General features: G+C 71.1%; 27 protein-coding genes. 17 read left to right on the top strand and 10 right to left on the bottom strand.

All coding sequences use genetic code 11. The annotated features are described in order from the left end of the window. Positions 1–101: 101 nt before the first annotated feature. From OG917_RS08155 to OG917_RS08145, 3 genes are all read right to left on the bottom strand, one after another. Entirely contained in the window at positions 102–1,100 is a 999-nt protein-coding gene (locus OG917_RS08155) for a COX15/CtaA family protein (RefSeq protein ID WP_328316875.1), read from the bottom strand. A 116-nt stretch (positions 1,101–1,216) separates the two neighbouring features. After that, the gene (locus OG917_RS08150; protein ID WP_328316874.1) at positions 1,217–1,984 is read right to left on the bottom strand and encodes an ABC transporter permease; all 768 of its coding nucleotides are present in this window, start codon (positions 1,982–1,984) and stop codon (positions 1,217–1,219) included. Continuing rightward, positions 1,981–2,907 carry an ABC transporter ATP-binding protein gene (locus OG917_RS08145; RefSeq protein ID WP_328316873.1) on the bottom strand — a complete coding sequence of 309 codons (927 nt, stop codon included), beginning with the start codon at positions 2,905–2,907 and terminating at the stop codon, positions 1,981–1,983. Before OG917_RS08145 ends, OG917_RS08150 begins: the two co-directional genes overlap by 4 nt. A gap of 165 nt (positions 2,908–3,072) precedes the next feature. On the opposite strand from OG917_RS08145, the gene OG917_RS08140 reads away from it, so the two are divergent. From OG917_RS08140 to OG917_RS08100, 9 genes are all read left to right on the top strand, one after another. Continuing rightward, on the top strand, positions 3,073–3,804 hold the full coding sequence (locus OG917_RS08140; protein ID WP_328316872.1) for a helix-turn-helix transcriptional regulator: 732 nt from the start codon (positions 3,073–3,075) through the stop codon (positions 3,802–3,804). Further along, the gene (sufB, locus tag OG917_RS08135) at positions 3,801–5,222 is read left to right on the top strand and encodes a Fe-S cluster assembly protein SufB (RefSeq protein WP_328316871.1); all 1,422 of its coding nucleotides are present in this window, start codon (positions 3,801–3,803) and stop codon (positions 5,220–5,222) included. The genes OG917_RS08140 and sufB overlap by 4 nt, the downstream gene beginning before the upstream one ends. A gap of 63 nt (positions 5,223–5,285) precedes the next feature. Further along, positions 5,286–6,509 (top strand): Fe-S cluster assembly protein SufD, encoded by a 1,224-nt coding sequence (gene sufD / locus OG917_RS08130; protein ID WP_443058922.1) that lies wholly within the window; start codon positions 5,286–5,288, stop codon positions 6,507–6,509. After that, complete coding sequence (locus OG917_RS08125; RefSeq protein WP_328316870.1) at positions 6,509–6,829, top strand: bifunctional 3-phenylpropionate/cinnamic acid dioxygenase ferredoxin subunit; 321 nt, start codon at positions 6,509–6,511, stop codon at positions 6,827–6,829. Before sufD ends, OG917_RS08125 begins: the two co-directional genes overlap by 1 nt. Positions 6,830–6,836: 7 nt before the next feature. Next, positions 6,837–7,628 (top strand): Fe-S cluster assembly ATPase SufC, encoded by a 792-nt coding sequence (gene sufC / locus OG917_RS08120; protein ID WP_328316869.1) that lies wholly within the window; start codon positions 6,837–6,839, stop codon positions 7,626–7,628. Then, on the top strand, positions 7,625–8,881 hold the full coding sequence (locus tag OG917_RS08115) for a cysteine desulfurase (RefSeq protein WP_328316868.1): 1,257 nt from the start codon (positions 7,625–7,627) through the stop codon (positions 8,879–8,881). The genes sufC and OG917_RS08115 overlap by 4 nt, the downstream gene beginning before the upstream one ends. A 58-nt stretch (positions 8,882–8,939) precedes the next feature. Next, complete coding sequence (gene sufU, locus OG917_RS08110) at positions 8,940–9,395, top strand: Fe-S cluster assembly sulfur transfer protein SufU (protein WP_328316867.1); 456 nt, start codon at positions 8,940–8,942, stop codon at positions 9,393–9,395. Further along, positions 9,392–9,730, top strand: a complete 339-nt coding sequence (locus tag OG917_RS08105) for a metal-sulfur cluster assembly factor (RefSeq protein WP_327298283.1) — start codon at positions 9,392–9,394, stop codon at positions 9,728–9,730. The genes sufU and OG917_RS08105 overlap by 4 nt, the downstream gene beginning before the upstream one ends. Before the next feature lie 180 nt (positions 9,731–9,910). Next, on the top strand, positions 9,911–11,311 hold the full coding sequence (locus tag OG917_RS08100; RefSeq protein ID WP_443058921.1) for a hypothetical protein: 1,401 nt from the start codon (positions 9,911–9,913) through the stop codon (positions 11,309–11,311). Here the strand turns inward: OG917_RS08100 and OG917_RS08095 are convergent. Next, the gene (locus OG917_RS08095) at positions 11,295–12,305 is read right to left on the bottom strand and encodes a DUF7847 domain-containing protein (protein WP_328316866.1); all 1,011 of its coding nucleotides are present in this window, start codon (positions 12,303–12,305) and stop codon (positions 11,295–11,297) included. The two genes, OG917_RS08100 and OG917_RS08095, sit on opposite strands and share 17 nt — an antisense overlap. 232 nt (positions 12,306–12,537) lie before the next feature. Between OG917_RS08095 and OG917_RS08090 the strand changes: the two genes are divergently transcribed. From OG917_RS08090 to dapD, 3 genes are all read left to right on the top strand, one after another. Next, on the top strand, positions 12,538–12,858 hold the full coding sequence (locus tag OG917_RS08090; protein WP_328316865.1) for a DMT family transporter: 321 nt from the start codon (positions 12,538–12,540) through the stop codon (positions 12,856–12,858). Beyond that, on the top strand, positions 12,858–13,448 hold the full coding sequence (locus tag OG917_RS08085) for a TetR/AcrR family transcriptional regulator (RefSeq protein WP_328316864.1): 591 nt from the start codon (positions 12,858–12,860) through the stop codon (positions 13,446–13,448). Before OG917_RS08090 ends, OG917_RS08085 begins: the two co-directional genes overlap by 1 nt. Before the next feature lie 323 nt (positions 13,449–13,771). Beyond that, positions 13,772–14,770, top strand: a complete 999-nt coding sequence (gene dapD / locus OG917_RS08080) for a 2,3,4,5-tetrahydropyridine-2,6-dicarboxylate N-succinyltransferase (RefSeq protein ID WP_328316863.1) — start codon at positions 13,772–13,774, stop codon at positions 14,768–14,770. Between the two features lie 27 nt (positions 14,771–14,797). Here the strand turns inward: dapD and dapA are convergent, their stop codons facing one another. Together dapA and OG917_RS08070 are read right to left on the bottom strand one after the other, a co-directional pair. After that, positions 14,798–15,691 carry a 4-hydroxy-tetrahydrodipicolinate synthase gene (gene dapA, locus OG917_RS08075; RefSeq protein WP_328316862.1) on the bottom strand — a complete coding sequence of 298 codons (894 nt, stop codon included), beginning with the start codon at positions 15,689–15,691 and terminating at the stop codon, positions 14,798–14,800. Between the two features lie 100 nt (positions 15,692–15,791). Then, the gene (locus OG917_RS08070) at positions 15,792–16,394 is read right to left on the bottom strand and encodes a COG4315 family predicted lipoprotein (protein ID WP_328316861.1); all 603 of its coding nucleotides are present in this window, start codon (positions 16,392–16,394) and stop codon (positions 15,792–15,794) included. Between the two features lie 331 nt (positions 16,395–16,725). On the opposite strand from OG917_RS08070, the gene OG917_RS08065 reads away from it, so the two are divergent. Next, positions 16,726–17,229 carry a DinB family protein gene (locus tag OG917_RS08065; protein ID WP_328316860.1) on the top strand — a complete coding sequence of 168 codons (504 nt, stop codon included), beginning with the start codon at positions 16,726–16,728 and terminating at the stop codon, positions 17,227–17,229. 260 nt (positions 17,230–17,489) lie between these two features. On the opposite strand, the gene lepB is transcribed toward OG917_RS08065, so the two are convergent. After that, complete coding sequence (lepB, locus tag OG917_RS08060; protein WP_328316859.1) at positions 17,490–18,356, bottom strand: signal peptidase I; 867 nt, start codon at positions 18,354–18,356, stop codon at positions 17,490–17,492. Between the two features lie 212 nt (positions 18,357–18,568). After that, complete coding sequence (locus tag OG917_RS08055; protein ID WP_328316858.1) at positions 18,569–20,413, bottom strand: endonuclease/exonuclease/phosphatase family protein; 1,845 nt, start codon at positions 20,411–20,413, stop codon at positions 18,569–18,571. Between the two features lie 227 nt (positions 20,414–20,640). On the opposite strand from OG917_RS08055, the gene OG917_RS08050 reads away from it, so the two are divergent. Continuing rightward, positions 20,641–22,119 carry a hypothetical protein gene (locus OG917_RS08050; RefSeq protein WP_328316857.1) on the top strand — a complete coding sequence of 493 codons (1,479 nt, stop codon included), beginning with the start codon at positions 20,641–20,643 and terminating at the stop codon, positions 22,117–22,119. A gap of 113 nt (positions 22,120–22,232) precedes the next feature. Here the strand turns inward: OG917_RS08050 and OG917_RS08045 are convergent, their stop codons facing one another. Further along, on the bottom strand, positions 22,233–23,000 hold the full coding sequence (locus OG917_RS08045) for an SDR family NAD(P)-dependent oxidoreductase (protein ID WP_328316856.1): 768 nt from the start codon (positions 22,998–23,000) through the stop codon (positions 22,233–22,235). Between the two features lie 103 nt (positions 23,001–23,103). Here OG917_RS08045 and OG917_RS08040 point away from each other — a divergent pair, with 103 nt between their 5' ends. The 3 genes from OG917_RS08040 (at position 23,104) to OG917_RS08030 (ending at position 24,652) form a co-directional block, all read left to right on the top strand. Beyond that, positions 23,104–23,334 carry a CarD family transcriptional regulator gene (locus OG917_RS08040; RefSeq protein WP_164267523.1) on the top strand — a complete coding sequence of 77 codons (231 nt, stop codon included), beginning with the start codon at positions 23,104–23,106 and terminating at the stop codon, positions 23,332–23,334. 461 nt (positions 23,335–23,795) lie between these two features. Beyond that, entirely contained in the window at positions 23,796–24,383 is a 588-nt protein-coding gene (locus OG917_RS08035; protein WP_328316855.1) for a TetR/AcrR family transcriptional regulator, read from the top strand. 53 nt (positions 24,384–24,436) lie between these two features. Continuing rightward, the gene (locus tag OG917_RS08030; protein WP_328321726.1) at positions 24,437–24,652 is read left to right on the top strand and encodes a DUF6011 domain-containing protein; all 216 of its coding nucleotides are present in this window, start codon (positions 24,437–24,439) and stop codon (positions 24,650–24,652) included. A gap of 15 nt (positions 24,653–24,667) precedes the next feature. Here the strand turns inward: OG917_RS08030 and OG917_RS08025 are convergent, their stop codons facing one another. After that, complete coding sequence (locus OG917_RS08025) at positions 24,668–24,823, bottom strand: hypothetical protein (protein ID WP_328316854.1); 156 nt, start codon at positions 24,821–24,823, stop codon at positions 24,668–24,670. Positions 24,824–24,857: the final 34 nt, after the last annotated feature.

Genomic DNA, 24,857 nt, shown 5'->3' with positions numbered 1-24,857 from the left:
CGCCCGGATGCATCCGGTATGCGAACGCCTCTCCGCCTTGCGAGGTACCGCATCCGGCGCCGCGCGCCGATCGACCGGGGACCACGACCACGGGACAGGCCTCAGACGGTGGTGAGCGCCGAGTCCCCGGACTGTGCCGGGATCTGCGCACCGGCGGCGGGCCGCTCGCGGAGCGAGAGCAGCACCCGCATCACACCGATCCACACCAGCGTCGCGCCGAACATGTGCAGCCCGACCAGGATCTCGGGGGTGTGGGTGAAGTACTGGACGTAGCCGATCACGCCCTGGGCCAGCAGGATCAGGAAGAGGTCACGGGCCCGGTGCAGCGGTCCGGCCGGCGCGTCCACCGCCTTGAGGACGAACCAGAGCGCCGCGGTGAGCGCCACCACGACCCAGGCGAAGTCGGCGTGCAGCTGCGCGATCATCGACCAGTCCACCGGGATGCGCTCCACCTCGCTGGAGTCGCCCGCGTGCCGGCCCGCTCCCGAGACGACCGTGCCGACGGCGATCAGGGCGCCCGCGGCCACGACGAGCAGCCAGGTCAGCTGGACGACCGCCTTGCCCACCAGGGGCCTCGGCGCCTCGTCGCCCTCGCGCACCCGCTGCCAGGTCACCACGGCGACCGAGATCAGCGCGGTGGACAGCAGGAAGTGTGCGGCCACCGTGTACGGGTTGAGGCCGACCAGCACCACGACGCCGCCCAGCACCGCGTTGCCCATGACCACCCAGAACTGCGCCCAGCCGAGCCGGGTCACCGAGCGGCGCCTCGGCTTGGCCGAGCGGGCCGCGATGATCGCCCAGCCGACCGCCGCGCACAGCACGTACGTGAGCATCCGGTTGGAGAACTCGATGGCGCCGTGGAAGCCCATCTCGCTGGTCGCCGTGAGGCTCTGGTCGGTGCACTTGGGCCAGGTCGGGCAGCCGAGCCCGGAGCTGGTCAGCCTGACCGCGCCGCCGGTCACGACGATGACCACCGTCATCACCAGGGCGACGAGCGCCGCGCGCCGGACGGTCCGGGGGTCCGGGGTCCAGCGTTCGGCGATGAAGGCGAGCGGATTGCGCACGGCGCCAACAGCTTCGGCGCGGGTCAGTTTTGGCACGGGGACATCGTAGGCCGGGCGCTTGTGCGTACTTTCACGAGGGGGCGCTTTCCCGCCGGACCGGGCGAACCGGACCTGCCGGGCGGCCCGGCGCGGGAGCGGCCCCCGCCGCGCGGCTACTCCCAGCGGAAGAAACGGGCGGCCGCTCCCAGCCCGAGCACCGCCCACACCGCGAGGATGCCCAGGTCGCCCCAGGGCATCGACGCGCCGTGCTGCAGGACGTCCCGCAGGCCGTCCGAGAGTGCGGAGACCGGCAGCAGCTCCAGCACGGACCTGACGCCACCGGGGAACTTGTCCATCGGCACGATCACGCCACCGCCGACCAGCAGCAGCAGGAAGACCAGGTTGGCCGCGGCCAGCGTGGCCTCCGCCTTGAGGGTCCCCGCCATGAGCAGGCCCAGCCCCGAGAAGGCGGCCGTACCGATGACCAGCAGCAGGAGGACGGCGAACGGGTTCCCGTGCGGCGACCAGCCCAGCAGGAGCGCGATCACGGTCAGCAGGACGATCTGCAGGACCTCGGTGACGATCACGGAGAGGGTCTTGGAGGTCATCAGCGCCCAGCGGGGGAGCGGTGAGGCGCCGAGCCGCTTGAGCACCCCGTACCTGCGCTCGAACCCGGTCGCGATCGCCTGCCCGGTGAAGGCCGTCGACATCACGGCCAGCGCGAGGATGCCCGGCGCCAGGAAGTCCACCGGCCTGCCCGCCCCGGTGTCGACGATGTCGACCGCCGAGAAGAGGACCAGCAGCAGCGAAGGGATGATCACGGTCAGCAGCAGCTGCTCGCCGTTGCGCAGCAGCATCTTCGTCTCGAACACGGTCTGCGCGGCGATCATGCGGGACAGCGGGGCGGCCCCCGGCTGCGGGGTGTACGTACCGGCGCTCATGCGCGCAGCTCCTTGCCGGTCATTTCCAGGAAGACGTCTTCGAGGGTGTGGCGCTCCACCGAGATGCGGTCCGGCAGCACACCGTGCTGGGCGCACCAGGAGGTGACGGTGGCGAGCAGCTGGGGGTCGACCGTACCGGTGATCCGGTAGCTGCCCGGGATCAGCTCGGTGGCCGCCGAGCCGTCCGGGAGCGCCTTCAGCAGGGAGCCGACGTCGAGCCCCGGACGCCCCCCGAAGCGGAGAGTGTTCTCGGCGCCGCCCCGGCAGAGCTCCTCGGGTGTTCCCTGCGCGACGGCCCGGCCCGCGTCGATGATCGCCACCTCGTCGGCGAGCTGCTCGGCCTCGTCCATGAAGTGGGTGGTGAGGACCGTCGTCACCCCGTCCGCGCGCAGCTCCCGTACGAGATCCCAGGTGGACCTGCGCGCCTGCGGGTCGAGGCCGGCGGTCGGCTCGTCGAGGAAGACCAGCTCGGGGCGGCCCACGACGGCCATCGCCAGGGCCAGCCGCTGCTGCTGCCCGCCGGAGAGTCTGCGGTAGGTGGTGCGGCCGCAGCCCGCGAGGCCGAGCCGCTCGATCAGCGCGTCGACGTCGAGCGGGTGCGCGTGCAGTTTCGCCGTGTGGCGGAGCATCTCGCCGGCGCGGGCGCCCGAGTAGACACCGCCCGACTGGAGCATCACACCGATCCGGGGACGCAGCCGCGCCGCGTCGGCCACCGGGTCGAGACCGAGGACCCGGACGGTGCCGCCGTCCGCGCGGCGGTAGCCCTCGCAGGTCTCGACAGTGGTGGTCTTGCCTGCGCCGTTGGGTCCGAGTACGGCGGTCACGGTGCCCGTCCCGACCGTGAGGTCCAGGCCGTCCACAGCGGTCTTGGTGCCGTACCGCTTGACGAGGCCGCGGACCTCAACGGCGGGATCTGTACTCATACGGGGGAGTCTACGAAGCGGGCGGGGCGCGGATCGTACAGGGGGCGGAGGCCGTGGGGGAACAGGCATCCGGCACTGTTTAGGTGACCCTAAGTGATCGAGGCCACCGCAGGGGTTCCGGGTCTTTACTTGTCGCGGGCCGATGAATTACGCAACAATGGCGTTGTGAAAAACGTCGGCGAGGCTCCGCAGGAGGAACTCGCGACCGGTGAGCGGTCCACCCGCACCCGGGTCGCGCGCTCCATCCTGGACCACGGCCCGTCCACCGTCACCGAGCTCGCGGGACGTCTCCGGCTCACCCCGGCGGCCGTCCGCCGCCATCTCGACGCCCTGGTCACCGACGACGTCGTCGTGGCCCGCGAACAGCGGGTGTACGGCGCCAGGACCCGGGGCCGCCCCGCCAAGGTCTTCGCGCTCACCGAGTGCGGCCGTGACGCCTTCGACCAGTCCTACGACCAGCTCGCCGCCGACGCGCTGCGCTGGATCGCCCGGCGCTCGGGCGGCGAGGAAGTCATGGCCTTCGCCCGCGACCGGCTCGCCACCCAGGCGGAGGCGTACCGCGAGGCCGTCGAAGCCGCCGCGCCGGAGGACCGCACGGAGGCTCTCGCCAGGGCATTGACCACCGACGGGTACGCTGCTACGGCGCGAAGCGCACCGGTCGGCGAGCAGCTCTGCCAGCACCACTGCCCGGTGGCTCATGTCGCCGAGCAGTACCCGCAGCTGTGCGAGGCGGAGACCGAGGTCTTCTCCCGCCTGCTCGGGACCCATGTGCAGCGTCTGGCCACCATCGCCCACGGCGACGGCGTGTGCACGACGTTCATTCCCAAGACCGCCCATCAAGCCCATCAGGTAAACGACTCAGCATCCGCCAGCACGGCCGGGAGGAACCCCGCATGACTCTCCCCACGGAGACTGTCCACCCCGAACTCGAGGGCCTGGGCACGTACGAATTCGGCTGGGCCGACTCCGACGTGGCAGGCGCCGCGGCCAAGCGAGGCCTGTCCGAAGCTGTCGTCCGCGACATCTCGGCGAAGAAGAACGAGCCGGAGTGGATGCTGAAGCTGCGTCTCAAGGGCCTCAAGCTCTTCGGCAAGAAGCCCATGCCCAGCTGGGGATCCGACCTGTCGGGCATCGACTTCGAGAACATCAAGTACTTCGTGCGGTCCACCGAGAAGCAGGCGGCGTCCTGGGAGGAGCTGCCGGAGGACATCAAGAAGACGTACGACAAGCTCGGCATCCCCGAGGCGGAGAAGCAGCGCCTCGTCGCGGGTGTCGCCGCCCAGTACGAGTCCGAGGTCGTGTACCACCAGATCAACGAGGAGCTGGAGGCGCAGGGTGTCATCTTCATGGACACCGACACCGCGCTGAAGGAGCACCCGGAGCTCTTCCAGGAGTACTTCGGCACGGTCATCCCGGTCGGCGACAACAAGTTCGCCTCGCTGAACTCGGCCGTGTGGTCCGGCGGTTCCTTCATCTACGTGCCGAAGGGTGTGCACGTCGAGATCCCGCTCCAGGCCTACTTCCGTATCAACACGGAGAACATGGGCCAGTTCGAGCGGACGCTGATCATCGTCGACGAGGACGCCTACGTCCACTACGTCGAGGGCTGCACCGCCCCGATCTACTCGTCCGACTCGCTGCACAGCGCCGTCGTGGAGATCATCGTGAAGAAGGGCGGCCGCTGCCGCTACACGACGATCCAGAACTGGTCGAACAACGTCTACAACCTCGTCACCAAGCGTGCCGTGGCGTACGAGGGCGCGACCATGGAGTGGGTCGACGGCAACATCGGCTCCAAGGTGACCATGAAGTACCCGGCCGTCTACCTGATGGGCGAGCACGCCAAGGGTGAGACGCTGTCGATCGCCTTCGCGGGCGAGGGCCAGCACCAGGACGCCGGCGCCAAGATGGTCCACATGGCTCCGAACACCTCCTCCAACATCGTCTCCAAGTCGGTGGCGCGAGGCGGCGGCCGTACCTCCTACCGCGGTCTGATCGAGATCGGCGAGGGCGCCGAGGGCTCCAAGTCGAACGTCCTCTGTGACGCGCTGCTCGTCGACACCATCTCCCGCTCGGACACGTACCCCTATGTGGACGTCCGTGAGGACGACGTGTCCATGGGCCACGAGGCAACCGTCTCCAAGGTCTCCGACGACCAGCTCTTCTACCTGATGAGCCGCGGTATGACGGAGTTCGAGGCGATGGCGATGATCGTGCGCGGCTTCGTCGAGCCGATTGCCAAGGAACTCCCCATGGAGTACGCCCTGGAGCTCAACCGGCTGATCGAGCTGCAGATGGAGGGCTCGGTCGGCTAGCAGCCGCCCGCCCCCGTCGCCCGACCCAGACGTTTCCACCAGAAAGCGAGCACGACGACAGCCATGGCTGAGGCTCAGAATTCCCCCAAGGACCTGCGAGAGGCTCCGGTCCAGGGGGGACCCCCCGCTGCGGGTTCCACCACGGCCGGGTCCATCGCGGTGGCTGCCGAGTCCACCGTCGCCACCCGTATGAGCGCCCCCCCGTCCTTCGACGTCGCGGACTTCCCCGTCCCGAACGGCCGTGAGGAGGAGTGGCGGTTCACTCCGCTGGAGCGGCTCAGGGGCCTGCACGACGGCACCGCCGTCGCGACCGGCTCCGGTGTCGAGATCGAGGTGTCCGCCCCCGAGGGCGTCAGCATCGAGACCGTCGGCCGTGACGACGCGCGCATCGGCCGGGCCGGCGCCCCGGTGGACCGGGTCGCCGCCCAGGCGTACTCCTCCTTCGAGAAGGCCTCGGTCGTCTCGGTCCCCAAGGAGACCGTGCTCAGCGAGCCCATCCGGATCGCCGTGCGAGGCGCCGGCGGTGTCGCCTACGGCCACCAGGTCATCGAGCTCGGCGCCTTCGCCGAGGCCCTCGTGGTCATCGACCACACCGGTGACGCGGTGCTCGCGGCGAACGTCGACTACATCCTGGGCGACGGCGCGAAGCTGACCGTCGTCTCCGTGCAGGACTGGGAGCCCGGCGCCGTCCACGTGGCACAGCACAACGCGCTGGTGGGCAGGGACGCCTCGCTCAAGTCGGTCGTCGTCACCTTCGGCGGCGACGTCGTACGCCTCCACCCGCGCGTGCAGTACGCGGGTCCCGGCGGCGAGGCCGAGCTCCTCGGCCTGTACTTCACCGACGCCGGCCAGCACCAGGAGCACCGTCTCCTGGTCGACCACAACGCGCCCCACTGCAGGTCGAACGTGGCCTACAAGGGCGCCCTCCAGGGCCAGGACGCGCACGCCGTGTGGATCGGTGACGTCCTGATCAGGGTCGCCGCCGAGGGCACCGACTCGTACGAGCTCAACCGCAACCTCGTCCTCACCGACGGCGCGCGGGTCGACTCGGTCCCGAACCTGGAGATCGAGACCGGCGAGATCGCGGGCGCGGGTCACGCGTCGGCCACGGGCCGCTTCGACGACTCGCAGCTCTTCTACCTGCAGTCGCGTGGTATCCCCGAGTCCGAGGCCCGCCGTCTGGTGGTCCGCGGCTTCTTCGCCGAGCTGGTCCAGCAGATCGGTCTGCCGGACGTCGAGGAGCGCCTGCTCGACAAGATCGACGCCGAGCTGCAGGCAGCCGTCTGATGGCCGCCTTCGTCAGGGCCTGTGCGCTGAGCGAGCTGGAGGAGGACACCCCGAAGCGGGTGGAACTCGACGGCACGCCGGTGTCCGTGGTCCGCACGGAAGGGGAGGTGTTCGCGATCAACGACATCTGCTCGCATGCGAACGTCTCCCTCTCCGAGGGCGAGGTCGAGGACTGCACCATCGAGTGCTGGCTGCACGGTTCCAGCTTCGACCTCCGCACCGGCAAGCCGTCCGGCCTTCCCGCGACGCGCCCGGTCCCCGTTTACCCCGTAAAGATCGAAGGGGACGATGTGCTCGTCTCCGTATCCCAGGAGTCCTGAGTCACCCATGGCAACGCTTGAAATCCGCGACCTGCACGTCTCCGTCGAAACCGAGAACGGTACGAAGGAGATCCTCAAGGGCGTCGACCTGACCGTGAAGCAGGGCGAGACCCACGCCATCATGGGCCCGAACGGCTCCGGCAAGTCGACGCTGGCGTACTCCCTCGCGGGGCACCCCAAGTACACGATCACCAGCGGCACCGTCACCCTCGACGGTGAGGACGTGCTGGAGATGACCGTCGACGAGCGGGCCCGCGCCGGCGTCTTCCTCGCCATGCAGTACCCGGTCGAGGTCCCCGGCGTCTCCGTCTCCAACTTCCTGCGTACGTCGGCCACCGCCATCCGCGGCGAGGCGCCGAAGCTCCGTACCTGGGTGAAGGAGGTCAAGACGGCCATGGAGACCCTCCAGATGGACCCGGCCTTCGCCGAGCGCAACGTCAACGAGGGCTTCTCCGGCGGTGAGAAGAAGCGCCACGAGATCCTCCAGCTGGAGCTGCTCAAGCCGAAGATCGCGATCCTCGACGAGACGGACTCCGGTCTGGACGTCGACGCGCTGCGCCAGGTCTCCGACGGCGTCAACCGCGTCCGCGAGGGCGGCGAGGTCGGCACCCTGCTGATCACCCACTACACGCGCATCCTGCGCTACATCAAGCCCGACTTCGTGCACGTCTTCGCGAACGGCCGGATCGCCGAGTCCGGCGGCCCGGAGCTCGCCGACAAGCTGGAGAACGAGGGCTACGAGGCATACACGAAGGTTGGCACCGTGAGCGGAGCGAACCCGGAGGAGGACGTCGCGTGACACAGCTGCCGGGCCTCCTGGACACCGACGCGATCCGCAAGGACTTCCCCCTGCTGGATCGTGTGGTCCACGACGGGAAGAAGATCGTTTACCTGGACAACGCGGCGACCTCGCAGAAGCCGCGCCAGGTCCTCGACGCGCTGAACGAGTACTACGAGCAGCACAACGCCAACGTCCACCGCGGCGTGCACGTGCTCGCCGAGGAGGCCACGGCGCTGTACGAGGGCGCCCGCGACAAGGTCGCCGCCTTCATCAACGCGCCGAGCCGCGACGAGGTGATCTTCACCAAGAACGCCTCCGAGTCGCTCAACCTCGTGGCCAACATGCTCGGCTGGGCCGACGAGCCCTACCGGGTCGACCACGAGACCGAGATCGTCATCACGGAGATGGAGCACCACTCCAACATCGTGCCGTGGCAGCTGCTCTCGCAGCGCACCGGCGCGAAGCTGAAGTGGTTCGGCCTCACCGACGACGGCCGCCTCGACCTGTCCAACGTCGAGGAGATCATCACCGAGAAGACGAAGATCGTCTCCTTCACGCTGGTCTCCAACCTGATGGGCACGGTCAACCCGGTCGAGGCGATCATCCGGCGCGCCCAGGAGGTCGGTGCGCTGGTCTGCATCGACGCCTCCCAGGCCGCGCCGCACATGGTGCTGGACGTCCAGGCGCTGCAGGCCGACTTCGTGGCCTTCACCGGCCACAAGATGGTCGGTCCGACGGGGATCGGTGTCCTCTGGGGCCGCCAGGAGCTCCTTGAGGACCTCCCGCCGTTCCTCGGCGGCGGCGAGATGATCGAGACCGTGTCGATGCACTCCTCGACGTACGCCCCCGCACCGCACAAGTTCGAGGCGGGTACGCCCCCGATCGCCCAGGCCGTCGGCCTCGGCGCGGCCGTGGACTACCTCTCCGCGATCGGCATGGACAAGATCGCCGCGCATGAGCACGCGCTCACCGAGTACGCGATGAAGCGTCTCGCCGAGATCCCGGACCTGCGGTTCATCGGACCGTCCACGGCCCTGGACCGCGGCGCGACGATCTCCTTCACGCTCGGCGACATCCACCCGCACGACGTGGGCCAGGTCCTCGACGAGGAAGGCATCGCGGTCCGCGTGGGTCACCACTGCGCACGGCCGGTCTGCCTGCGGTACGGAATTCCTGCGACGACGCGAGCGTCGTTCTATCTGTACTCCACGCCGGACGAGGTCGATGCGCTGGCGGACGGGCTGGAGCACGTACGGAACTTCTTCGGCTAGAGACAGGCCCGGCCGGTCAGGCCCGGCACGGACGAGGACATCGGGTAGGGACTGGATCGTGAAGCTGGATTCGATGTACCAGGAAGTGATCCTGGACCACTACAAGCACCCGCACGGGCGCGGTCTCCGCGAGGGCGACGCCGAGGTGCACCACGTCAATCCGACGTGCGGCGACGAGATCACGCTGCGTGTGCGGTACGAGGGCGACCACGTCGCGGATGTGTCGTACGAGGGCCAGGGCTGCTCCATCAGCCAGGCCAGTGCGTCCGTGATGAACGAACTGCTGGTCGGCAAGGAACTGGGCGACGCCCGGAAGATCCAGGAGACCTTCCTGGAGCTGATGCAGTCCAGGGGCCAGATCGAGCCGGACGACGCGATGGAGGAGGTGCTGGAGGACGCCGTCGCGTTCGCCGGTGTCTCGAAGTACCCGGCGCGCGTCAAGTGCGCGCTGCTGAGCTGGATGGCGTGGAAGGACGCGACGGCGCAGGCGCTGTCCGAAGGGAAGACCGCATGAGTGAGAACGAGACCGCCACGATGAAGCCGGCCTCCGAGGAGGAGGTCCGCGAGGCGCTGTACGACGTGGTCGACCCCGAGCTGGGGATCGACGTGGTCAACCTCGGGCTGATCTACGGCATCCACGTGGACGACGCCAACATCGCCACGCTGGACATGACGCTGACGTCCGCGGCCTGCCCGCTGACCGATGTCATCGAGGACCAGGCGAAGTCGGCCACCGAGGGCATCGTCAACGAGCTGAAGATCAACTGGGTCTGGATGCCGCCGTGGGGCCCGGACAAGATCACTGACGACGGCCGCGAGCAGCTGCGCGCGCTCGGCTTCAACGTCTGACCGCTCCCTGCCCGTCCGCTCGTCCCGGTACGTGCCCCTACGGCCCCGGTGCTCCGTGCACCGGGGCCGTATTGTGCTGTTCGCGTTCCGTACGTACGGTGTCCGCGCCCCGTTGGCGCCGAGGCCGGAGCCTTCTCGTCGACGACACCCCACCGCGATCCCCCCGACGAGAGGGTCCCCGTGCAGATCCCCGCCATGCCGTTCCGCCGCAGGACCGCCGGAGCGGTCGCCGCCGCGAGCGGACTTGTCTCCCTGGCCCTCACCGGCGTCAACGCCCCCGCGCACGCGGCGGGTTACGGAACGCCCACGGTCTCTCTCTCGGCGTCCTATCTCTCCGGCGCGGTCGGTGCCACCGGCGACCCGGCCATCACCGTCACCGTGGCACAGAGCGGCGCGGACGCCTCGGCGCTGACCGTGGCCGCGTCGGCCAGTTCCACGTCCTCGGTCGCCGGAACCGGCGACGTCTCCGTCACGGGCACCGGCGCGACCCGGCGGGTGACGGTCGGTGCCCGAGCGCAGGGCTACACCGACCTCACCCTCAAGGTCACCGGGCTCGGCGGCAAGAGCGCCACCAAGACCCTGCACTACGCGGCCTCGGCCGCGGTGCAGCACAGCGCGGACACCCGCTACTTCACCGGATCGTCCGACGCCTCGGCCGCCGTCCCGGTCGGCGGCGGCTATGTGGTGGTCGCTGACGACGAGTCCAACACCCTGCGTCTGTACGACGGTTCGGCGTCCGGAGCGCCGGTGCGGACCTGGGACTTCAGCGACGCGCTCGGCGTCGCGAAGGAGATGGACATCGAGGCCGCCGCCCGGGTCGGCGACACGGTCTACTGGACGGGCTCGCTGGGCAACAACAAGGACGGCGAGTACAAGTCCGACCGCAACCGGATCTTCACCACCGAGGTCACCGGCTCCGGGGCCTCGACCCAGCTGTCACTCGGCGGCTCGTACGCGAAGCTCCGTGACGACCTGGTCTCCTGGGACAAGGCCAACGGCAACCGCTACGGATTCGCCGCGGGTACCGAGGACGGTCAGGTCCCCAAGCGGATCGACGGATTCAACATCGAGGGCCTGGAGTTCGCGCCCGGCTCGTCCACCACGGCCTACCTCGGCTTCCGTGCCCCGCTGGTGCCGCCCAAGAGCGGCGGCAAGGCGCTGATCGTGCCGGTCACCGACATCGACCAGGTGGTCACCGGCAAGAAGGCCACCTTCGGCACGCCAATCGAGCTGGACCTCGGCGGGCTCGCCATCCGGGACATCCGGAAGAACGCGGCCGACCAGTATCTGATCGTCGCCGGCTCCTGGGCCGCCGACGACAACTCCGATCCGTACGCCCTCTACTCCTGGGACGGTGTCGCCGGGCACGCCCCCGTGAAGCGGGCCGACCTGCCGACCAGTGACCCGGGCGGCTGGGAGTCCGTGGTGGAGGTCCCCGATCTGAACGCCACCGGGGCGCGCGCCCAGCTCATCACCGACGACGGATCCGCCGACCTCTACGGGGACGGCACGGAGGCGAAGGACCTCACCCACGACGAGTGGAAGAAGTCCCGCGCCACCTGGTTCACCGTGGGGAAGTGACGTCCGGCGGGTGCCCTCCCGCGGCTGCCGCGGCGGGCTCCGCCGCGGCAGCCCCGATGAGCGCCGGGGCCAGATCCTCCCGGCGCATCCGCCGGTCGACGTAGAGCAGACCGGTCACCAGCTGCGGAAAGGTCACCGACACGATCTGGCTGAGTGTCTGGCCCAGCAGGGACACGGCCAGATAGCCGGAGGCGCCGGCCAGCAGCTGCGCGATGTCCGGTTCGGCGCCGTTCTCCGAGTGGAGCGTCAGGTTGTGGAACGTCCCGAGCATGGTGAACGGGAGCTGGATGAAGGAGCCCGCCGTGGCGCCGATCGCCAGCGCCAGCAGTGAGATGCCGCAGACCCGCCACCAGGCGCCGCGTACCAGCAGGGCCGACCTGCGCAGTGCGCCGAGCGGGCCCTGGCGCTCGAAGACCACGGCCGCCGGAGCCAGGCAGTAGCGCACCCAGAGCCAGGCGGCCGCCGGCAGCAGTGCCAGCCCTCCGAGCACGCCGGCCACGATCGCGACGGCCGGGTTGTCCGCACTGACCGCGGCGATGACGACCGCGACCGCGCCCCCCGCGATCAGCAGCAGCGGTACGAGGACGATCAGCCCGGTCAGCAGTACGGTGCCGATCACCGGGAGGACCCGGGCCCAGGCCCGCCGCCAGACGGCCCGGAAGGTCGCGGGCCGGCCGAGTACCGCCTCCTGCAGCACGGTCGCGCAGGTCGCGTGGACCATGGCCGTGCAGACCATGTTCAGCAGTCCGGCGGCCAGGAGCACCCCGAAGAACGCCAGCACCAGGGGGCCGGCTTCGTCCCAGCCGACGTCGGACGGCGCCGTCGCGTGGACGATCTCGTCGATCCGGCCGGAGAGCGACGCGTACAGAATCGCGAGCGCCGCCGCCACGATGGCAGCGGCGCCGCCGTAGACCGCCGCCGCCACGCCGACCAGCTGCTTCCAGTGGCGGCCGACCGTGGAGACTGCGCCGCCGAGGATGTCGCTGACCTGCAACGGCCGCAGGGGTATCACCCCCGGCTTGGGTGCCGGGGGCGGCCCGGGGGCTCCCCACCCCGGCGGCCCCCACCCCGCGGGCCCCCCGTACGGCGCGCCTCCGTGCGCCCCTGCCCACCCCGAGTCCTGTGCCACCGCTCGCTCCGTCCTGTGCGTCGCCCGCCGGGAATTCCGTACCGGATTCCACTGGACCGCACACCGTAGCCCCTCCTTGATGTGTACGGTCGTACGCATGCCCTACGTACTGCTTGCCGCGGCCATCGCCGCAGAGGTCGGCGGGACCACCGCCATGAAGTACAGCGACGGGTTCAGCCGGCTGTGGCCCTCGCTGGCGACCGGCGCCGGATACGTGCTCGCCTTCGTCCTGCTGGCGCAGGTGCTGAAGTCCCTGTCGGTGGGGACCGCCTACGCGATCTGGGCCGGCAGCGGCACCGCCGCCATCGCGGCCATCGGCATGCTCTTTCTGGGGGAGTCGATGAGTGCGGCGAAGCTCGCCGGGATCGCCCTGGTCATCGGCGGGGTCGTGCTGCTCAATCTGGGCGGCTCGCACTGATGGCCCGGCGCTACGACCCGGGCCGCCGGGACCGGATCATCGACGCGGCGATCCGGGTCACCGGCGACCACGGCATCACCGGTCTGAGCCACCGCTCGGTCGCCGCGGAGGCGGATGTGCCGCTCGGCTCGACGACGTACCACTTCGCCACGCTCGACGAACTGCTGGTCGCCGCGTTGCGGAAGGTCACCGACGAGCCGCGGACCGGGGTCGACGGATGGGCGCGGGCACTCGGTGAGCCGGGGAGCGGGCTCGCCGGCCGGCTCACCGCCCTGCTCGGGCGGCTCGTCTCGGGGGACCGGAGCCGGGTGCGGCTGGAGTACGAGCTGTATCTCGCCGCGCTGCGCCGCGACGCGCTGCGGCCCGTCGCGGCGGAGTGGCTGGACGCCTGCGTGGAGGTCGTCCGGCCGCACGTCGCAGGCGACGCAGCCACGGCCCGCGCACTGGTCGCACTGATCGACGGGCTGCTGATCCAACTCCTGCTGACGGGAAGGGCGTTCGAGCCGGACGAGGTGCGGGAGGCGTTCGCCCGGATCATCGGGGGCCGGGACGCCACGGGCCCCGGCGACCCGGGCCAGGCGGGCGGCTAAGGGCTGTCCCGTAATCCCCGGCGGGCGCACGACGACAGCTACGGCGCCTCGCCGCGTTGTCGGAACGCCCGAATACATCCAGTATGCGAGCGCCCCTCCGCCTTGCGATGCACCGCATCTGACGCCCCGCGCTGATCCACCAGGGATTAAGGGACAGCCCTCAGGGGCGTATCGGGCCGTGTGTGCCCGGCAGGCGCACGCGGCCCGATGCGCCCCCGCGAGACGCGGCGCGCGCCGGGTGCGCGACCCGTCCTGTGACCGGGCGGTGGCCGGCGGTCGAGACCGGTTCGCAGGTGAGGCGTCCGGCCGGTTAGGTTTTGGTCATGACCGACACCCTCTCGCAGACCCCTGCCCGCTCCACCGGCGCCGTGGCCGCCGGACTTGCCACGATCGCCGCCGACGGCACCGTTCTCGACACCTGGTTCCCCGCCCCCGGTCTCACCGCCGAGCCCGGCCCCGCGGGCACCGAGCGGCTCTCCGCCGAGCGCGCCGCGGAGCTGCTGGGCGAGGCCGCCCCGAAGGCGCTGGGCCCCGACCCGCGCCGCGGCGTCGAGGTCGTCGCCGTCCGTACGGTCATCGCCTCGCTCGACGACAAGCCGCTGGACGCCCACGACGCGTACCTGCGGCTGCACCTGCTCTCGCACCGGCTGGTCCAGCCGCACGGGCAGAGCCTGGACGGCATGTTCGGCCTGCTCGCCAACGTCGCGTGGACCTCGCTGGGCCCGGTCGCCGTGGACGACATCGAGAAGGTGCGGCTGAACGCCCGCGCCGAGGGCCTGCACCTCCAGGTCACCTCGATCGACAAGTTCCCGCGGATGACGGACTACGTCCTGCCCAAGGGCGTCCGTATCGCCGACGCCGACCGGGTCCGTCTCGGCGCGCACCTCGCCGACGGGACGACCGTCATGCACGAGGGCTTCGTCAACTTCAACGCGGGCACGCTCGGCACCTCCATGGTCGAGGGCCGCATCTCCGCGGGCGTCGTGGTCGGCAACGGCTCCGACATCGGCGGCGGCGCCTCGACCATGGGCACCCTCTCCGGCGGCGGCAACGTCCGCATCACCGTCGGCGAGCGCTGCCTGGTCGGTGCCGAGGCGGGTGTCGGGATCGCGCTCGGGGACGAGTGCGTCGTCGAGGCGGGGCTCTACGTCACCGCGGGCACCCGCGTCACCATGCCCGACGGCCAGGTCGTCAAGGCCCGTGAGCTCTCCGGCGCGTCGAACATCCTCTACCGCCGCAACTCGGTCACCGGCACGGTCGAGGCCCGCCCGAACAACGCGGTCTGGGGCGGCCTCAACGAGATCCTGCACAGCCACAACTGAGCCCGCGCCGCCGCCGGCGGCCCCGTCTCACCCGGCGGCGAGCAGCTCCGTGTACGCCCTCCGCAGCCCGTCGGCCGCATCGCGGCCGGCGGGCAGCAGTGGTCCGCGAACCGGTCCGGACGGCAGCCCGGCAGCGCCGAGCAGGGTCTTCGCGGTGACCGTGCCCGGCAGGCCGGACGCCATCATCAGCTCGACCAAGGGGGCGTTGAGCCCGTTGAGCCGTGCGGCCCCGGCGGGGTCCGGTGCGTCGTGCGCGTCGAGCACCGCCCGCAGCTGTCGCGGTGCCACGTTCGCGACCGTACTGACGAAGCCCGAGCCCCCCACCGCGTACAGCGGGAGGTTCAGCTCCTCGCAGCCCGAGTAACAGGCCAGCCCGGTACGGGAGATGACCTTCGTGGTGCCCAGCAGGTCATAGGCGCAGTCCTTCACGGCCGCGATGCGCGGGTGTCCGGACAGCCGCAACAGCGTCTCGGTCCCGATCCGGGTGCCGGTGCGGCCGGGAATGTCGTAGAGCATCACCGGCAGGGCCGTGGCGTCGGCGACCGTGCGGAAGTGGGCCTCCACGGCCTCCTGCGGCGGGCGGCTGTAGTAGGGCGTCACCACCAGCAGGCCGTCGGCGCCGGCGCTCTCGGCCGCCCGCGCCAGCTCGACGGTGTGCCGCGTGGCGGGGCTGCCCACCCCCGCCACGATGTGCGCGCGGTCACCGACGGCCTCCGCCACCGCCCGTACCAGTGCGGTCTTCTCGGCGTCCGTGGTGGTCGGGGACTCCCCGGTGGTGCCGCTGAGAACGAGCCCGTCGCACCCCGCGTCGACCAAGTGCGCGGCGAGCCGCTGTGCGCCCTGCAGATCGAGCTCACCGGCAGCGCTGAACGGTGTGATCATTGCGCAGAGCGCACGCCCGAAGGGCCGGGAAGGGGTCATGACGGAAGTCTTGCCTCAGCAGAGAGTGAAGGTCTACTTAGTTCTGCTCCGGGTCAATGCACAGCAGCGCTGAACAGTGGCCCGAAGGACGGGCGGCGGATCAGTAGCCCGAGCCGCTGCTGGAGCTGCTCGACGGTGAACTGCTCGAACTGCTCGAAGGCGAGCTGCTGGCCTTCGGCTGCGCGGTGATCTTCTTGCCGTCGGGACCCACGACGTACCACTTGGCCCCGAACTGGGTGAGGCCCTGGCCGTTGGTCTGACCGGCCTTGTTGTGGTCGCCCAGGAACGTGTAGAGCGGGTGGCCCTTGTAGGTGACCTGCTTGCCGCCCGTGCTCCGGGGCGATGTGCTCAGCAGCTTGGTCTGCACCTCGCTGCCCGCGGTCGGCGTGTTCTTGGCCAGCAGCGGCGGCCAAGCCTTGGCGCAGGCACCCGTGCAGGTCGACTTGGAGGTCTTGTCCGCCTCGAAGAGGTAGAGCGTCCGGCCCTTCCCATTGACGAGGATCTTGCCGAGCGGGGTCTTCTTGACCATGACCGTCCGCACCGAGGCCGTCGCCGACGGGCTGCTCGACTCGGTCATGCTGCTCGACGGCGAGGACCCGGCTCCGCTGACCTGGGCCTTCGATCCGCCGGCACATCCGGTGACTGCCACTGCGAACAGTCCGGCCGCGGCTACGGCAGCCGCTGTACTGATGCTGCTCCTCATGGGGGGCTCCTCCGGTCGGCCGCCGGGCGGGCGGCTCTGGTGGCCGGCCCGGAGCGGGCCGCCGGATCCACTGGATCGCGAGACCCGGCGCCGGGCCACCCGGAAGGGCCGTCCGGATTACGGCTCCGCGGCCCCGCCGGCCGCTTCGGCTGTCACCGGGACGGTTCACCGGATCGGGGTGGCCGGAGCCGTGGGGCACGGCCTGTCGTGCGAAGCGAGTACTCGCGCCGGCCGCCGCCATCCGGCCCACCGGGCACGGCGGGCAACCCGTCATGCGATCGCTGACCGCGTACGGCCACCGGCGGCTTGTCCGGTCGTCTACGGTTCCGCCATGACGAGTGTGGAGCCCCGCCCCGATCTCCGGCCCCCCGGCCTGAACGCCGACGAGAAGACCACCCTCCTGACCTGCCTGGACTACCTGCGCGAGTCCATCCTCGCGAAGGCGGCCGGCGTCCCGGAGCCGGCGGTCCGCACGGCCGGCGTCCCTTCAGGGACCAGCCTGCTCCAGCTGCTCAAGCACCTGACGGCCGTCGAGCTCAACTGGTTCGTCTGGGCCTACTCCGGCGCCGACCGCGAGCGCTGGGACGACGAGGGGGCGGTGTCCGCCGAGGGCACCGCGCCGGACGTGACAGACGCCTACCGCGAGGCTGTCGCCCGGGCCAACGAGGCCGCCCTCGCCTGCACCGACCTGGACCGTCCCGGCGCCCGCTCGCTGCGCGAGACTCCGCCGCCTTCGATGCGCTGGGTGCTGGTCCACATGATCGAGGAGACCGCCAGGCACGCCGGTCACGCGGACATCCTGCGCGAGCAGATCGACGGCTCGACCGGTCGGTGACGCGGGTGCGGTACATCAGGTGCGCTCGCACGGGGACCGACCGGTCACGCGAGCCCTGACCGCCTGCGACCACTCAGCCCCCTGGAATCGATCGGTCTAAGGGCTGTCCCGTAATCCCTGGTGGATCAGCGCGGGGCGTCAGATGCGGTGCATCGCAAGGCGGAGGGACGCTCGCATACTGGATGTATTCGGGCGTTCCGACAACGCGGCGAGGCGCCGTAGCTGTCGTCGTGCGCCCGCCGGGGATTACGGGACAGCCCTTAGGGAGCGTCCGGTGTGTCCGACGGCTGCCGGGTCGGCAGCGGGGCGCGCCTGCGCCTGCGCCACAGCACCAGCGGCACGGCGCCCATCAGGCCCGCCGCGCCGGGGGCGGACGCCGCCGCCGCGCTCAGGCCCGGCCGGCCGAAGGTCCCGGGAACGGGCAGGTTGTTCAGCCGGTCGAGCGGCCAGGCGATCACCTCGGCGCGGCCCACGACGTCCTTCACCGGTACCGAGCCCCCGCCCTTCTTGTCCTGGTGGTAGCGGGAGTCGGCCGAGTACTGCCGGTGGTCGCCCATGACCCAGAGGTGGCCCTTGGGCACCTTGACCTTGAACTGGCCCTGCGGGTCCGTGCTGCACGCCGTGTTGCCGGGGAAGACATACGGCTCGTCCAGGGCCTTGCCGTTCACCTTGACCGGGCCTGTGCCCTTGCACTCCACCGTGTCACCGCCGACCCCGATGACCCGCTTGATCAGGTCCTTCTCGTTGGCGGACGGCATCAGCCCGATGAAGCCGAGCCCCTTCTGGACCACGTTGGGCGTGGCGGCAGGCTCGTCCGCCAGCCAGCCGTCCGGATCGTGGAAGACGATGACCTCGCCGCGGTGCGGCTCCGCACCGAACCACGGGGTCAGCTTGTCGACCAGTACGCGGTCGCCGGTCTGCAGGGTGTTCTGCATGGAGTCCGACGGGATGGAGAACGCCTGCAGCAGGAACGTCTTGATCACCAGCGCGAGGACCAGCGCGACGACGACGAGCAGCGGCAGCTCCTTCCAGAAGGAACGCTGCGTGCCCCTGGTTGCCCTGCCGCGGCCCGAGTCCCGCGCGTCCGGCGCATCGCTCTCCTGGCCCGACTCCGTGCCGACCGTCACATCCCCGCCCTCACTGCATCCGGGAGCTGGCTCATTTCACCCAGATCTTCGCACGCATCCCGCCCCGCCCGGCGCGCCCCTTTATCCCGTGCACACAAGTGCCCCGGGCATCCGGGGCCCCGCGGGGAGCGGGGCGCTCCGGGCAGGGACGCGGGGTGCGCCGGCCGCCCGGAGACCCTGCCGCTCGCCGCGGGGGTGTCCGGCCTTCCGTACTACGGACGGAAGCGCAGCACGCTCGGGTCGTGGTCGCTGTTCTGGTCGGCGAACTCGGCGTTGATGTGGACGATGTCCAGCTGGTAGTCGCGGACCGACGGGCTCACCAGGATCTGGTCCAGGATCTGTGAGTTGCCCTGGTAGACGTAGGAGTACCGCTCGTTCGCCGGGAGCGAGTAGGCCGTCGCCGACAGCGCCTTGCCGCCGGTGAGGATCTTCGCCGTGTCGGAGAACTCGAAGTCGTTGAGGTCGCCGAGCACCACGACCTCCGCGTCCCGCTGTGCCGAACGGATCTTCTTCACGAAGGTGTTCACGGCCTCGGCCTGCTGGTGGCGGGCCGTCTCCGAGCTGCGCGACGGCGGCTGGTACTGGGAGTCGAGCGCCTGGTCACCGCCCTTGGACGAGAAGTGGTTGGCAACCAGGAAGACCTTCCTGCCGCGGAAGGTGAACTCTCCGGCGAGCGGCTTGCGGCTGTCCTTCCACGCGGGGCCGGCCGGGTCGACACGGCCGGGCGAGTAGGTCAGTGCCGCCTTGCCGCCCCGGGAGGTGACGCCGGTCGCGTTGGTGGCCGTGCCGCCGGGGCGTTCGGTGAAGCCCACGCGGGCCGGGTTGTAGAGGAAGCCCTGGCGGATGTTGCCGCCGGGTTCCCCGCCGTCCGCCAGGTCGACCGGGTCGATGGAGCGCCACTCGTAGCGCGGTCCGCCCGCGGCGACGATGGCGTCGATGAACTTGCCGACCGTCACATCGGCGGCCACGACCCCGTCGTTCTTGGCACCGTCGTTGTCCTGGACCTCCTCGATGGCCACGATGTCGGGCGACGAGAGGTGGTCCACGATCCCGGCCGCCAGCTTGTCGAACTTGCTCTGCGGGTCGGTCGGGTCCAGGTTCTCCACGTTGTACGTGGCGACGGCCAGCTCGTCCTTCCGCTGTTTGCGGGTGACCTCCGGCTTGGTGCGGCCCGCCTTGAGGGTGCCCAGCTGCCGGGCGGCCACGGTGTACGTACCGGCGTACTGGTTGTAGTCCAGCGGCCCCTCGGTCGTGCCGGTCAGCGCGTCACCGACGTTCGCCGACGGGAACGCCGCGGCGCCGCCGGGGGCCAGTGACTGGACCATCAGCCGTCCGGTGTTCTGCGAGCGGTAACCGTTGTACAGGGTGCCGCCGCGCGGCGTCGGGCGCTCGCCCGGCTTCACGGTGACCCACAGCTCCCCGTAGGCGTCGGTCGCGCCGGTGACCCGTGAGGTGCCGATCCGGACGTTCATGCCCTCCAGGGACTCGTAGCGGTCGAGGGCGTACTTCTCCGGCCTCAGGGTGAGACCGTTGATGCTGCCGCCCGCCGCCTTGTCGCCCGCAGGGGCGAAAGTCCCGGGAACGCCGCGGGAGTCGAGGACGGTCGCGGCGGGCAGCGGGTTGCCCGACGAGCCGACGGTCACGGCCGGCTTGCCGATCTCGGTGACCGACTGGTTCCCGGAGGCGGCGCCGCCCGGTATGTACTCGTCGACCGTGCCGGCGACCGTGACCGCGTCACCCACGGCGACGGTCGGCGCGGAGCTGGTGAAGACGAAGACACCCTCGCTGGTCGCGGGGTCGGCGTCCGGGTGCGGGTCCTGGAACCAGAAGCCCCTGGAGCCGGATGTCCGCACCCCCGTCACGATGCCGGGCACCCCTGCCACTGCCTTTCCGGCCAGCGGGGAGAGCCGGGTCCTGCCCTGGATGTCGTGGATCCTGACCTCTGCTGCACCGGCGGAGGCGGGATTGACGGCAAGCAGGCCGGCCGCCAGCGCGGCGGTGACGACGGCCGTGACAGCGGCCGGTTTTGTGCGGGAAAGAGCGGGAAGAGCGCGCATCTACGGAACTCCGGAGGTGAGGGTGGAGCGGAGCGGGGCTACGTTCTACGCGCGTCAATCTCTTGTGTGGGGAGGGGAGTTGTCAAGGGTCGGGAGGTGGACACCGGTTGACGGGTACATGAACCAGGTGGCATGGGTTCAAATGCGTCTACGCTGGGGCGCCCGAACCGTATGCCGGCAGACCGTACGCCCTCGCCGGCCGGTCCCAGCCCCGAGGAGAACCACCGATGCCCGGAGACCGCCCCACCCTGCCGCCGGTGCGGCTGAACTCCGAAGCGGAGCTCGCACGTGACGCGCTGGCCGCGCCCCTGCTGACGCGGGCGGTCCGGCTGGCGCGCTGGGCCGGGCCCGGTACGCGCGTGGGCGCGGGAGGCGAGCTGGTCGACGAGCAGCTGCCCGCGGCGGCGGCGGAGCTCGGTCTCGGCGCGGACGAGGACGGCGCGGCCCTGGCGAGCGAGGCCTGGCGGCTCGCCGTGGACACCGGCCTCGTCGACGTCGTCGACGCGCAGGACCCGGAAGGCACCGCGGAAACGGAGGACGCCGAAGGGACGGCGGCCCCCGGTGAGAGCCTGGCGCTGGTCACCTCCGGCAGCCCCCAGGAGATCCTCGCGCTCTGGCTGGACGGCCTGGAGACCGTGCACGCCGATGCCATCGCCCCGCAGTTCGACGACTTCGCCGACCTGGTGGGCGACGACGGCGAGATCGACTTCGGGAAGCTGGAGTGGGACCCCGAGGCGGAGGCGGAGTTCCTCGACGGCGTACTGGGCAACCTCTACCTGCTCACCGTGACGGAGACCGGCGCGCAGGACGCCCCGGTACCGCTCCCCGCGCTGGCCGCCTCGATGATCGTCCCCGATGACATGGGCGAGCCCACCGACGACGTACTGGAACAGGTGTCGGAGGCGATGATGCGCCTGGACGACCAGTTCAGCCTGCTCGAACCGATCGGGCTGGTCGAGTACCAGCCGGTCGACGAGGCGCTGATGGCCGAGGAGGCGGAGTACGCGGAGGGTGCGGGGCCCGAACGGCCCGTGGACGACGAGGACGTCTCGCGGTACGGCATGGTGCGCCTCACCCCGCTCGGCCTGTACGGGGTCCGGGCCAGGATGCTGGACGCGGGCGTCGACGCGCCCGCCGTCGGCGAGCTCGCGGAAAAGGACGCGGGCGCCCTGCTGGACGCCCTGGCGAACTTCCCGGAGGGGGCCGCCCGCGCCGAGACCGTGCTCTGGCTCAACGGCCGTGAACCGGCTGCCGCGGCTCGCGAGTTGCTGTCGGCGGCGCGGGGTGGGGACCGGGGCGCGCCGCTGCGCAGGCTGCACTGCCAGCAGGCGCTCTCGCTGGTGGCGGGCGACGCGGCGGAGCACGAGGTCCGCGAGGTGCTCGACGACGCCCAGCTCGGCGGGCTCGCCCGGGTCTGGCTCGCCGAGCGGGGCGCTGCCGGCGTGCCCGCGCCGCCGGAGTCGATGATCTTCTGGCTGGCCATCGACACGCTGGCCGCGCAGCTGGACGCGGAGGGCGAGGCCGAGGAGCTGCAGGGGCTCGTCGAGGGGCTGACCGGGCAGCACAGCGGCTTCTTCGACGCGGCCTGGCGGGTGGAGCACCCGGCGACCGCCGAGGTACTGGAGGCCATGGGCCGGCTGCACCCGGACAGGAAGGCGGCGAAGGACGCCCGCAAGGCGGCCTTCAAGGCCAGGTCGCGGGCCTGATCCCGGCCGGGGCGTACTCCGGGGGTGCGGGCGGCGCTCTGTCGTCCCGCGCCCCCGGAGGCCCTCGCACGCCGGCCTCCGGGCCGCTCGCCCGCGCTGTCCGGGCCGGCCTCTCAAGTCCGCAGGTAGGAAGCCCCGTTGAGGTCGAGCACGGAACCCGAGGACCACTCGGCGGCCGGTGAGGCCAGCCAGAGCACCGCCGCCGCGATCTCGTCGGCCGACGCCACCCGTCCGAACGGCGACTGTGCCCGGATCGCCTCGCCCCCGGCGCCGCTCAGACGGTCCGCCACCCGCTCCGTCTCGATGAACCCGGGGGCGACGGACGCGACCCCGATCCCGTACGGGGCGAGGGAGACGGCGAGCGACTGGCCGAGTGCGTGCACGGCCGCCTTGGTCGCGCCGTACGCCGGGTGATCGGGCTCCCCGCGGAACGCGCCGCGCGACCCGACGTTCACGATCCGGCCGCCGTTCCCGGCGTCGATCATGCGGCGCCCGGCCAGATGGCTGAGATGCGCGGTGGCGAGCAGATTGACCGCGACATGCTGCTGCCAGAGAGCCACCCACTCCTCGTACGGGGTCCCGGGCAGCGGATGGCGCTCGTTCACGGCGGCGTTGTTCACCAGCACGTCGATGCCGCCCAGCCCGTCGGCCGCGCGCCCGGCGACCGCGGCGGCCCCAGCCGGGTCCGAGAGGTCGCCGCCGGCCAGGACGTGACCGTCGCCGGGGAGCGCCGCGAGGGTGTTCCGGGCGTCGTCCTCCCGGGTTCCGTAGTGCACCGCCACGCGGTCCCCGTTGGCGGCGAAAGCGAGGGCGGCGGCGCGGCCGAGGCCGCGGGAGGCACCGGTGACGAGTACGCGACGGCCTGTTGCCGGGAATTCCATCCCCCGATCATCGCAGGGAAATCCTCGCGGTGATGCCGCCCCCGGAGCCGGGAGGTGGGACAGACATGGCGTGAGGGCGGCTCGCGGGCGCATACTGACAGCAATGACTAAGTCAGCCGGTTCCCGGCGCCACCTGCCCTCCAGTCCCTTCAACCGTCCGGCCCAAGCCGCCGCACCCATCGAGATCTTCGATGTCGGCGACCGTGTTTCGCATGATCAGTTCGGGCTCGGAAGAGTCATCGGAATCGAGGGCGACAATGACGCTGTGCTCATCGACTTCTCGGGGCGTCAGGGGAGGATCCTCAGCCCTTACGCCAAGCTGACCAAGCTCTGAGTCCGGCGAGGACAGGTCAGCGGGGCCGGCCACGGACCAGTCGCCGGCCCTCGGTCACGAGGGCGGCGTGAAGTGACCCGGTGCGATGCCGGGTCACTTTTCCGTAGGCGGCCACCGGGGGTGGAAGCCCCTGCGAGCAGTCCGGGCGCAGATCTGCGCCCTGGGCTGCCCACCGGTCCCCGCCCCGGTCCTGGAGCCCCCCGGGCGGCCCTGACGGCGGTGTGGGACGGCCGGCGACATTGACGCCGGAACGGCCGGTGGCGACCATGAAGCGGGGCGGTGGCGCAGCCGGCGGCGACGCCGGGGTGCCGCGACCGGAACCCGGCGGCGGGGCGCTGGCGGCAGGACGTGTCCGCCCCCGTGCACGGACAGCGCTCAGTGCCCCGGGCGGTAAGCGGGGGATTTCTCCGTTTTCTGCCCGTACGATACGGAGAACGTCCCCGGTTCGCAAGGAGCAGCCGATGCCGAAGCCGAAGCGGGCCGATGCGCGCCGCAATTACGAACGCCTTCTGAAGGAGGCGGCGCTGGCCTTCGCCGAACGGGGGGTGGACGCCTCCCTCGACGACATCGCGAAGCGCGCCGGAGTCGGTTCGGGCACGCTCTACCGTCATTTCCCCACCCGGCAGGACCTCCTCGAAGGGGTCTACGTCGACAGCATCGACGAACTGGCCGACCAGGCGGTCGAGTTCGGTGCCTCGGCGCGAGCGCCGGGGGAGGCGCTGGCCGACTGGCTGCAGAAGCTGGCGGAACAGCTGATCCACCTGCGCGGGCTCAAGACACTGCTCGGTGCGGCGATGGCCGACGGCACCACGCCGGTGATCTCGGACTGCAGCGGACGGCTCAAGGACGCGGCGGGCGACCTGCTCGCCGCCGCGCAGAAGGCGGGCGCGGTCCGTGCCGACCTGGAGACCGCCGAGGTGCTGCGCCTCACGCACGCCGTGGCCGCGGCGGCCGAGCTCGGCGCGGGCGGGCGGCCCGACGTGCGCCGCTATCTGTCCCTGATGATCGAGGGGATCGGTGGCGGGGACCGGCGGGCGATGTCCCTGTGAGGGGGTCGTGCCCGGCAGCCGGTGAGGCCGATGAGCTGCCCGGTGTCACGGATGTGGCAGGGCGGCAGCCCGGGGCGGTGGACGGGACGGGGTCGGAGGGGAGTGGCCGGACGGTGCTGTGCCGGATGTGCGGAAGGCCGCTGACGGGTCGCGCCTCGCGGCGCACCGGGCTCGGTCCGGCCTGCGACGCGAAACTGCATCCGGCGGGACCGGATATCCGGACCCGCCGGCACGGGGTGGATCAGGATCCGATCCCCGGCCTGGACTGAGCCCGGGGCGTACGGCTAGGCCGCGGGCCCGATCCCGCCCTGTATGGCAGCGGCCCACTCCAGCAGCAGGACTTCGTAGTCCTCCGAAGGCCACTCGCCGTCCGTCGTCTGGGCATCGACGAGCCTGCGAATGGCGTCGTTGGCCTGGGAGGCGGAAGGGGTGGTGGGCATACGAACCAGGCTACGGCCTGCCACTGACAGTTAA

The organism is Streptomyces sp. NBC_00388 (assembly GCF_036061255.1).
GTDB lineage: Bacteria > Actinomycetota > Actinomycetes > Streptomycetales > Streptomycetaceae > Streptomyces.
This window is presented reverse-complemented; position numbering and strand designations above follow the sequence as displayed.